Source organism: Curtobacterium sp. MCSS17_007 (assembly GCF_003234175.2).
Classification (GTDB): domain Bacteria; phylum Actinomycetota; class Actinomycetes; order Actinomycetales; family Microbacteriaceae; genus Curtobacterium.
Genome location: NZ_CP126257.1, coordinates 939,349 through 949,417 on the forward strand (window position 1 = coordinate 939,349; position 10,069 = coordinate 949,417).

Consider the following 10,069-nt stretch of genomic DNA (forward strand, 5'->3'; position numbering starts at 1 on the left):
GCCGGCATGACCCGCAGGACCTGGATCCCCATCACCGCCGCGGCGGCGCTCGTCGTCGCCGTGGGCGTCGCCCTCGTCGCAGTCCGCCCCTGGAGCGACCGCGCTCCGCTGACGGGTGCCACCTCGAGCGCGACCTCGTCGCCAGCTCCGGACGTCGACCGCAGCGCGGCGCAGCTCCGCACGGACTTCCTCGACGACTACGTGCAGGACGGTCGCGTCGTCCGCACCGACCAGGGCGGCGACACCGTCAGCGAGGGTCAGGCCTACGGCCTGCTCATCGCGTACGCCAGCGACGACCGGAAGACCTTCGGCGAGATCTGGTCGTGGACGAAGCGGCACCTGCTCACCGACGACGACCTGCTCGCCTGGCGGTGGACGCCGGAGGACGGGGTCGCCGACGAGCAGTCCGCGAGCGACGCCGACCTCGACGCCGCCCGGGCCCTCGTGCTCGCGGGGGAGCGTTGGGACGACGAGCGGTACACGGCGGCCGGCAAGGCCGTGGCGTCCGCGATCCTCGAGCACGAGACCGCGACGACCGACCTCGGCACGATCCTGCTGCCCGGCCCGTGGGCGGACAGCGAGCCGTACCGGTACAACGCCTCGTACGCGTCGCCTGCTGCGTTCCGGATCCTCGAGCGGGCCACGGGTGACCGGCGGTGGACCGAGCTCGAGCGGGGTTCGTCGGCCGCGACCGCCGCCGTGCTCGACGAGAGCGACCTGCCGAGCGACTGGTCGCAGGTGCATGCGGACGGCTCCGTCGACCCGATGCCGGCGACGGGCGACCAGGGGAGCGTCGTCTACGGGTGGGAGGCCATGCGCCTGCCGCTGCGCTACGCCGAGGCCTGCTCCGCGGACGACCGTGCGCTCGCCGGCTCCGTCGCGCCGACCCTCGCGCGGAGCACGCAGCTTGCGGCGCAGCTCGACCTCGGCGGGACGGCCGTGACCGGGGACACGAGTGGGCTGGCCTACGCGGCCCGCGCAGCCGCGGAGCACGCTGCTGGGTCGTCCTCGGCCGCCGCCGCCGACCTGCGCCGGATGGACCGGACGGCGGCGACCACGCCGACCTACTACGGCGACGCGTGGGCGGCGCTCGGCGCGACCATGCTCACGTCGGACGTCCTCGGTGGCTGCGCGACCGACGCAGGAGGTGCCTCGTGACCGGGCGCCGAGCCGCGACCGGACCGACCCGCTGGTGGTCCGGCCGCCGTGGCGCGGTCGTCGGCGGGGTGCTCGCGGCGGCGCTGGTCGGCGGCGGCATCGCCGGGGTGGCCGTCGCGACCACGGGGAACGACGGCGGTGTGCCGCGATCCGCGGCGAGCAGCGGTGCGTCCGCGACGACCGACCCGGGTGCGGCGGCGAACGGCTCCGGGGCCGGTGACACGTCGGGGTTCCAGGACCCGGCAGCCCCGGCGACCCGCTCGACGGCGACACCGGTACGGGTGGAGATCCCGGCGATCGGGGTGTCCTCCGGTCTCGAGGACCTCGGCCGCGGTGCCGCGGGGGAGCTCGACCCGCCGAAGGACTGGGACAGCGCCGGGTGGTTCGCCGACGGCATCGTGCCGGGGCAGGTGGGACCGGCCGTCATCGCCGGTCACGTCGACAGCCCCACGAGCGCCGCGGTGTTCTTCCGCCTCGACGAACTCGTGGCCGGTGACGAGGTGCACGTCGACATGTCCGACGGCAGCACCAGGACCTTCACGGTCGAGCGCTCGGAGCGCGCCGCGAAGTCGGCGTTCCCGACGAGCGACGTCTACGGCAGTGCGCCCACACCGCAGCTCCGGCTGATCACCTGCGACGGCACGTTCGACACCGCCACCGGGCACTACACAGACAATCTGATCGTGTTCGCAGACCTCTCGTCGGACTGACGCAGGAGCGACCCGATACCCTTCGATGCGAAGCACAAGGAGCACCATGAGCACGTCCCTGGTCATCATCCCGACCTACGACGAGGCGGAGAACGTCCGCCCGATCGTCGCCCGCACCCTGGCTGCCACCGACGACAGCGTCCACGTCCTCGTCGTGGACGACAACTCACCGGACGGTACCGGTGACATCGCCGACGCGATCGCCCGTGAGACCGACCGGGTCCACGTGATGCACCGAACGGTCAAGGACGGCCTCGGCGGCGCGTACCTCGCCGGCTTCGCCTGGGGTCTCGAGCACGGCTACGACAAGCTCGTCGAGATGGACGCCGACGGCTCGCACCACCCGGAGTACCTGCCGTGGATGCTCCAGCTGGCCGACTCCAACGACCTCGTGCTCGGCTCCCGCTGGATCAAGGGCGGCGAGGTCGAGAACTGGCCGTGGTACCGCGAGCTGCTGTCGCGCGGCGGCAACCTCTACACGCGCTTGGCCCTCGGCATCGCCGTCCGAGACGCGACCGGTGGCTTCCGTGTCTTCACGTCCGAGGCCTTCGAGCGGATCGACCTCGCCGGGGTCGCGTCCAAGGGCTACTGCTTCCAGGTCGACCTGTGCTGGCGCGCCCTCGAGGCCGGACTCCGGGTCGTCGAGACGCCCATCACGTTCACGGAGCGCGAGTTCGGTGTCTCGAAGATGAGCGGCAACATCGTCCGCGAGAGCCTGACCCTGGTCACGAAGTGGGGCGTCGACCGTCGACTGCGTGACCTCCGCTCCCTCGTGAAGGACCACCGCCGTCTGCCCTCGGTCCGCAAGAACGCGCACGCCGTGGGAGACCAGTCGGCCTAGCCGAGCTGCGCTGTGCCCGGTCGCGCTCTGCGTCGATCCGGCCCGCGAACGCGACAGTCCCCCGTGGGAGTTCCACGGGGGACTGTCGCATCGACGGATCGGTCGCGAGGACGTCCGTCAGCGCAGGACGACCACGCCGCGGGACGCGAACCGGACGACGCCGGCCTCGACGGTCGCCTCGCCGAAGCGGTAGAGCTCCTCGCCGGTGGCGTCCGGCACGGCGACCTCGGCCGCGTCGTCGGCGAAGTTCACCACGACGTGGACCGGCGCTGCGTCCGGGCCGAGCAGGCCCCGCGTGAGCACGAGCCAGCGGTCGTCCTCGTCGAACCGCACGGCGTTCGCCTCGTAGCGGTGGTCGACGAAGGCCTGCTCGGTGCGACGCAGTGCGACGAGCACCCGGTAGGCACGCAGGATCCGCGCACCCCGCTCCGAGGTCACATCGGCCCAGTCGAGCTTCGAGTTCGCGAACGTCGACGGGTCCTGCGGATCGGGCACGACCGACTCGTCCCAGCCGTGCTCGGCGAACTCGGCGATGCGGCCCTTCGCCGTGATCTCGCCGAGTGCCTTCTCGGGGTGCGAGGTGAAGAACTGCCACGGGGTCGTCGCTGCGAACTCCTCGCCCATGAAGAGCATCGGCGTGAACGGACCGAGCAGCGTCAGCGCAGCGGCGATGACGAGCGATTCGTCGTCCAGCGTCGCTGCGAGCCGGTCGCCGGCGGCACGGTTACCGATCTGGTCGTGGTTCTGGTTCGCCACCACGAGCGCCGTCGCCGGTGAGGTCCCGCGGTCGATCGGGCGACCGTGCCGCTTCCCCCGGAAGGACGACCACGTGCCGTCGTGGAAGAAGCCGTGATCGAGCACCTTGGCCAGCGCCGACAGCGGGGCGAAGTCGGCGTAGTAGCCGTTCGTCTCACCGGTGACCGCGACGTGGACGGCGTGGTGGAAGTCGTCCGACCACTGTCCGGTCAGGCCGTAGCCGGAGGCCTCCTGCGGACGGAACATGACCGGGTCGTTCAGGTCCGACTCGGCGATGAGCGACAGCGGGCGCCCCACGAACTCCGAGTACGCCTCGGTCTCGGAGGCCATCGCCTGCAACACGTGCGGCCGCGTCGTGTCACGGATGGCGTGCACCGCGTCGAGGCGGAGGCCGTCCACGTGATGGTCGCGGAACCACATGCGCACGTTGTCGAGCACGTACCGACGGACCTCGGGGTGCTCGACGTTGACCGAGTCCCCCCAGGTGTTGCCGAGGCCCTGCAGCAGGTACGGACCGTAGAGCGGCAGGTAGTTGCCGCTCGGACCGAGGTGGTTGTACACGACGTCCTGGATGACCCCGAGTCCCAGCGCGTGGGCGGTGTCGACGAAACGGTCGTAGGCGTCCGGTCCACCGTAGGGGTGGTGCACGGCGAACCAGCCGACGCCGTCGTACCCCCAGTTCCACTCGCCGTTGACGGCGTTCACGGGCAGGAGCTCGACGAACTCGACACCGAGTTCGACCAGGTGGTCGAGCTTCGCGGCGGCCGCGTCGAGCGTGCCCTCGGGCGTGTAGGTGCCGATGTGCATCTCGTAGATGACGGCACCGCGGGCGGGACGGCCGGTCCACGACTCGTCGGTCCAGGCGAACCGTTCCGGGTCGACCACCTCGGAGGTGCCGTGCACCCCGTCCGGCTGGTACCGGCTGCGGGGGTCGGGCCGGACGTCCTCGTCGTCGTCGATCCGGAAGCCGTAGCGGGCGCCGACGACCGGGGTCACCTCGTCGGTGCTCCACCAGTCGTCGTCGCCGCGGGTCAGCGGGTACTCGACGTCGTCGACGACCAGGCGCACGCGCTCCGGGTTCGGCGCCCAGACGGCGTAGCGGGCGGGAACGGTCATGCGTGACCCTCCAGGATCTCGATCTCGGCCTGCTGGTCGGAGACGGCGGCGCCGTCGGACCCAGCGGCGGGGGCCTTCGTGTGCTCGGACGACGCGGCCGCGTCGCTCGGGGTGGTGCTGTCCGCGAGTCCGGCCGGCACGAGCAGGGCCACCGGCAGGTCGGCGAGCAGCTCGGCGAGCGCAATGCCGCGGGACGCCGGGAAGCGGCGACCGGTGAGCAGGTCGACGCGCTCGAGCGGCACCGGGTGGACGAGCGTGTCGCCCCACCCGCCGACCCGCTCGAGGCCGACGGGCAGTCGGGTGGCGACCGTCACCGCTCCGCCGCGGTCGAAGGCGAGGACGTGGTCGGCGGCGCTGCCCGTCGCCTCGAGGCCGAGGTACCGCGTGAACAGCTCCGGGTGGTCGCGACGCAGGCGGAGGGCACGGCTGACGACCAGCAGCTTGGCGGCGCCGTCGAGCCCGACCGCGGGGAGTCGCTCGGGGCCGTCGTCGTCCGGGCCGTCGAGCGTGGCGAGGACGTGGCGCAGCTCCGCGTAGTCGACCGGGCGGCGGTTGTCCGGGTCGACGAGCGAACGGTCCCAGAACTCGGTGCCCTGGTAGACGTCGGGGACGCCCGGCATGGTGAGCTGCACGAGCTTCTGCGCCAGGCCGTTGGACCACCCGGCGGCGTCCACGACCTGGTCGAGCTCGTCGAGCACGGCCACGACCCGCCGGTCGTCGAAGGACGCGTCGACCAGGGCGTGCATCTGCTCCTCGAACGCCTCGTCCGGCTCGGTCCACGTCGTGCTGTCCCCGGCCTCGCGCGAGGCCTTCTCGGCGTAGGCGTGCAGGCGCTCGCGGCTCGCGGGGCGGGCTCCGACGATCGCCTGCCAGAGCAGGTCGGCCAGGACGGCGTCGTCCAGCGGTGCCAGCGACTGCAGGCGGTCCAGCGTGGTGCTCCACTCGGAGCCGAGTTCGGCCAGCACGCTGATCCGCGCACGGGTGTCCTCGCTGCGCTTCGTGTCGTGCGTGGTGAGCGTCGTCATGGTGTGCGGCCAGCTGCCCTGACGGTCGCGCTGCGCCTGGTGGAAGGCCTCGACGGAGACGGCGAAGACGCTGGGGTCGGCGCCGACCTCGCTCAGCGTGGTCAGGCGCGAGGTGCGGTAGAACGCGGTGTCCTCGACGCCCTTCGCCATCACCATGCCCGAGGTCTGCTGCAGACGGACGGCCGCGGCGTGGCCGGGGTCGACGAGCGCGGGTGCGATCCGGTCGATGACGTCGTCGAGGTCGGGTCGGGTCCCTGCGGCACGCTCGAGCGCGTCGATGAGGTGGTGGACGCCCTCGGGCAGGTACGTGCGGTAGACCTCGAAGGAGGCGACGATCTCGGCCACGGCGTCGACGATGCGGTCCTCGGGGACGTCCGGCGCGACCGGGGTCAGGAGTCGGGCGAGGCGCCGGACCTCGCTGCCGAGGATCCCGTCCGCGATCCCGCGCCGGGTGTCGTGCGTCAGTCGCTGCCAGTCGGTCGGCTCGGCGCCGGACGCCGCGGTGAGCGGCTCCTCGCCGGCGGGATCGACGAGCACCCGGTCGAGCACGGCGAGGGCGTCGTACCCGGTCGTGCCGTCGACGGGCCAGGAGGACGGCAGCTGCTCGCCCGGCTCGAGGATCTTCTCGACGAGGGTGTACGCGCCACCGGTCAGCTCGTGCAGGTCCTGCAGGTACCCGGCGGGGTCGTAGAGGCCGTCCGGGTGGTCGATCCGCAGGCCGTCCACGAGGCCGTCGCGGAACCAGGCGCCGATCGTGGCGTGGGAGGACGCGAAGACCTCGGGTTCCTCGACCCGGATCGCCGCGAGGGTGTTCACCGCGAAGAAGCGGCGGTAGTTGAGGTCGCGGTCCGCACGCGTCCAGTGCACGAACTCGTAGTGCTGTCGGGCGTGCACGGTCGCGACGTCGTCGCCGTCCTGCACCGTCCCCTCGGCGGTCGGGTACGCGGTGTCGCCGACGTACAGCCTGCCGTCGCGCAGTTCGACCGCGTCGAGCAGGCGGTCGTCGAGCACCGGGACCAGGACGCGACCGTCGCCGGCCTCCCAGTCGACGTCGAACGCCCAGGCGACCGGTGAACCCTGACCGGACTCGAGCAGCGACCACCACCACGGGTTCGCCTCGGGGGTGGCGACACCGACGTGGTTCGGCACGATGTCGACGAGCACGCCGAGACCGGCCGCGTGCGCGGCCTCGGCCAGGGCACGGAGCGCGGCGTCGCCACCGCGCTCGGTGTCGACGTGCGAGTGGTCGACGACGTCGTAGCCGTGCTGCGATCCGGGTTCGGCCTGCAGCACAGGGGAGAGGTAGACCCAGTCCGCGCCGAGGGTGCGGATGTGGTCGACCACGCCCTGGGCGGACGCGAGGTCGAAGTCGGCGGTGACCTGTAGTCGGTAGGTGGACGTGGGGACGCGTCGTGCGGTCACCTGGTGGCTCCTGAGGTGTCGGGTTCGGGTTCTGCGGCAGGGTCGTCGGAGTCGGGATGGTCGTCGACCGAGGCATCTGGGACCGAGGCATCTGCGACCGAGGCGTCGGCGTCCTGACCTGTGCCGCCCTCGACCGCCTCGGTCGGGGACGACGCGTCCGTCGAGGTGGCCTCGGCCGGGTCGGCCGCCGACGCCGCGGGGGCACCCGCGGGGTTGGTGGGCGTGGAGTGGTGCGCGCCCGATGCCTCCGCCTCGGCGTCGACGGGGGTGGTCGACACCTCGTGGTCGGGCTCGGCGCGCAGCACGATCATCGAGCGCGCCGGGACGTCGAGCGGCGTGCCCGCGTCGAGGACCTCGTCGCGGGCGCCGGGTTCGGCCGTGTCGATCCGCACGGTCCACCCGGGCGAGTACTCCTCGGGCGGCAGCGTGAACGTCACGACGTCGTCGTGCGCGTTGTAGTAGGTCAGGAACGCCACGTCCGTGACCCGCTCACCCCAGCGGTCGCGTCCGCGGATGCCCTCGCCGTTCAGGTACATGCCGACGCTCTTGCCGAAGCCGGAGTCCCAGTCCTCGGGGTCCATGGCGTCACCGGAGGGGGTCAGCCACACGACGTCCGGCAGCGGTTCGCCCTCGCCCCGTCGCACGGGGCGGCCGTTGAAGTACCGGGTGCGGCGGAAGGTCGGGTGGTCGTGGCGGAGCTTCACCACGTCGGCCGTGAACTGGATGAGCTCGTCGTCCGCGTGCTCCCAGTCGATCCAGCTGATCGCGGAGTCCTGCGCGTAGACGTTGTTGTTGCCGTGCTGGGTGCGGCCGAGCTCGTCGCCGTGCGCGATCATCGGCACGCCCTGGCTCAGCAGCAGCGTCGCGAGGAAGTTCCGTCGGCGCTGCAACCGCAGGGCGTTCACGCTCTCGTCGTCGGTCGGCCCCTCGACCCCGGAGTTCCACGACCGGTTGTGGCTCTCGCCGTCGTTGTTGTCCTCGCCGTTGGCCTCGTTGTGCTTCTCGTTGTAGGCGACCAGGTCGTACAGCGTGAAGCCGTCGTGCGCGGTGATGAAGTTGATGCTCGCCTTGGGCGTCCGGCCGTCGTGCTCGTACAGGTCGGCCGAGCCGGAGATGCGCGACGCGAACTCGCCGAGCGTCGAGGGCTCCCCACGCCAGAAGTCGCGCACGGTGTCGCGGTACTTGCCGTTCCACTCGGACCACTGCGGCGGGAAGTTGCCGACCTGGTACCCGCCGGGACCGACGTCCCACGGCTCGGCGATGAGCTTGACCTGCGACACGATCGGGTCCTGCTGGACCAGTTCGAAGAAGGCCGCCAGCCGGTCGACCTCGTAGAACTCGCGGGCCAGGGCCGCGGCGAGGTCGAAGCGGAAGCCGTCGACGTGCATCTCGGTGACCCAGTACCGCAGCGAGTCCATGATGAGCTGCAGCGAGTGCGGGTGACCGACGTTGAGCGAGTTGCCGGTGCCCGTGGTGTCCATGTAGTACCGCTTGTCGTCCTCGACCAGGCGGTAGTAGGCGGCGTTGTCGATGCCCCGGAACGACAGCGTCGGCCCGAGGTGGTTGCCCTCGGCCGTGTGGTTGTAGACGACGTCGAGGATCACCTCGATGCCCGCGCGGTGCAGCTCGCGGACCATCGCCTTGAACTCCTGCACCTGCTGCCCGCGGTCGCCGGACGACGAGTAGTGCGAGTGCGGCGCGAAGAAGCCGATCGTGTTGTAGCCCCAGTAGTTCGACAGCCCCTTCTCCTGCAGCGTGGAGTCGTTGACGAACTGGTGCACGGGCATGAGCTCGAGCGTCGTGACGCCGAGGCGCTTGAGGTGTTCGATGACGGCCGGGTGTGCGACGCCGGCGTAGGTGCCCCGCTGCTCCTCGGGGACGTCGGGGTGCGTCTCGGTGAGGCCCTTGACGTGCGCCTCGTAGATCACCGTCTCGCCGTAGGGGATCCGGGGAGCCCGGTCGCCCTGCCAGTCGAAGAACGGGTTGATGACGACGCCCTTCATCATGTGCGGCGCCGAGTCCTGGTCGTCCGTGGAGTCCGGGTCGCCGAACGTGTACGAGAACAGCGCCTGGTCCCAGTCGATGTCGCCGCTGGTCGCCTTGGCGTACGGGTCGAGCAACAGCTTGTGCGGGTTGCCGCGGAGACCGTTCTCGGGGTCGTACGGGGCGTGCACGCGGAAGCCGTACTCCTGCCCCGGAGCGACGTTCGGCAGGTAGGCGTGCCACACGTGGGCGTCCACCTCGACCAGGTCGACGCACTCCTCGTTCCCCGCGTCGTCGAACAGGCACAGTTCCACGCGGTCGGCGACCTCGCTGAACAGGGCGAAGTTCGTGCCGCTGCCGTCGTAGGTCGCCCCGAGGGGGTACGGGTTGCCGGGCCAGGTGTGCAAACGGTCCTCCAGGTGTGGGTTCCGCCAAGGTATCGGCGCGGGCTGCCCGCGTCCGCAGACAACCCGCAGCAGTGGACGGATCCCGAGCGAGGCGCCCTGTGGAGGGAGCGCCGAGTAGCCTCGCGCGCATGGCCAACATCGTGAGTCAGATCGCAGACAAGGTGCGCCCGGTGGGCGTCTCGACGAACTACGGCGAGCCGGTCGAGGTCGGGGACCAGACGCTCATCCCGGTCTCCATCGGTTGGTTCGGCTTCGGTGCCGGAGGAGACGGCGACGACAGCGGCGCGGGTGGCGGTGGTGGCGGCGGTGCGTCCATCCCGGTGGGTGCCTACGTGCGCCGTCCCGGTCAGGACCTGCAGTTCGAGCCGAACCTCATCTCGCTGCTCGCGGTGAGCATCCCGACCATCTGGGTGACGGGCAAGGCGCTCAGCAAGGTGATCCGCGCCCTCAAGAAGTGACCCACCGGACGGGAGGCCCGTGGCGACGCCGCCACGGGCCTCCCGTCCGTCACGCGGTCACGACCGCGTCTAGACTGCTGCCACACACACGGGAGTCCGGGACCGCCGGGCTGAGAGGGAGCGAACGGCGCTCCGACCGTCGAACCTGATCCGGGTCATGCCGGCGCAGGGAGGAGTCAGCAACGATGCCTGC

General features: G+C 71.4%; 7 protein-coding genes and 1 riboswitch. Of the genes, 4 read left to right on the plus strand and 3 right to left on the minus strand.

From position 1 onward, the window contains the following. Positions 1–6: 6 nt before the first annotated feature. Genes DEJ22_RS04410 through DEJ22_RS04420 form a run of 3 tightly spaced genes read left to right on the plus strand, consistent with a single transcriptional unit; the run spans position 7 to position 2,709 of the window. Positions 7–1,158, plus strand: a complete 1,152-nt coding sequence (locus DEJ22_RS04410) for a family 8 glycosyl hydrolase (protein WP_111227615.1) — start codon at positions 7–9, stop codon at positions 1,156–1,158. Beyond that, complete coding sequence (locus DEJ22_RS04415) at positions 1,155–1,868, plus strand: class F sortase (protein ID WP_181430882.1); 714 nt, start codon at positions 1,155–1,157, stop codon at positions 1,866–1,868. The genes DEJ22_RS04410 and DEJ22_RS04415 overlap by 4 nt, the downstream gene beginning before the upstream one ends. Before the next feature lie 46 nt (positions 1,869–1,914). After that, on the plus strand, positions 1,915–2,709 hold the full coding sequence (locus DEJ22_RS04420; protein ID WP_258379659.1) for a polyprenol monophosphomannose synthase: 795 nt from the start codon (positions 1,915–1,917) through the stop codon (positions 2,707–2,709). Positions 2,710–2,826: 117 nt separating this feature from the next. Here the strand turns inward: DEJ22_RS04420 and treZ are convergent, their stop codons facing one another. The 3 genes from treZ to glgX are packed head-to-tail and all read right to left on the minus strand — an operon-like array spanning position 2,827 to position 9,418. Next, positions 2,827–4,581, minus strand: a complete 1,755-nt coding sequence (treZ, locus tag DEJ22_RS04425; protein ID WP_111227612.1) for a malto-oligosyltrehalose trehalohydrolase — start codon at positions 4,579–4,581, stop codon at positions 2,827–2,829. After that, complete coding sequence (gene treY, locus DEJ22_RS04430) at positions 4,578–7,028, minus strand: malto-oligosyltrehalose synthase (protein ID WP_111227611.1); 2,451 nt, start codon at positions 7,026–7,028, stop codon at positions 4,578–4,580. The genes treZ and treY overlap by 4 nt, the downstream gene beginning before the upstream one ends. Beyond that, a complete protein-coding gene (glgX, locus tag DEJ22_RS04435) occupies positions 7,025–9,418 on the minus strand; it encodes a glycogen debranching protein GlgX (protein WP_258379658.1) in 2,394 nt (797 codons plus the stop codon). The genes treY and glgX overlap by 4 nt, the downstream gene beginning before the upstream one ends. Positions 9,419–9,546: 128 nt before the next feature. Here glgX and DEJ22_RS04440 point away from each other — a divergent pair, with 128 nt between their 5' ends. Further along, positions 9,547–9,876 (plus strand): spore germination protein GerW family protein, encoded by a 330-nt coding sequence (locus DEJ22_RS04440; RefSeq protein WP_111227610.1) that lies wholly within the window; start codon positions 9,547–9,549, stop codon positions 9,874–9,876. A 78-nt stretch (positions 9,877–9,954) separates the two neighbouring features. Then, positions 9,955–10,066: riboswitch (TPP riboswitch) on the plus strand. Positions 10,067–10,069: the final 3 nt, after the last annotated feature.

What these genes read in the sequence shown, in the direction of transcription:
- DEJ22_RS04410 (WP_111227615.1), top strand. Translation starts at nt 7, where the DNA reads ATGACCCGCAGGACCTGGATCCCCATCACCGCCGCGGCGGCGCTCGTC.
- DEJ22_RS04440 (WP_111227610.1), top strand. Translation starts at nt 9,547, where the DNA reads ATGGCCAACATCGTGAGTCAGATCGCAGACAAGGTGCGCCCGGTGGGC.
- DEJ22_RS04420 (WP_258379659.1), top strand. Translation starts at nt 1,915, where the DNA reads ATGAGCACGTCCCTGGTCATCATCCCGACCTACGACGAGGCGGAGAAC.
- treZ (WP_111227612.1), bottom strand. Translation starts at nt 4,581, where the DNA reads ATGACCGTTCCCGCCCGCTACGCCGTCTGGGCGCCGAACCCGGAGCGC.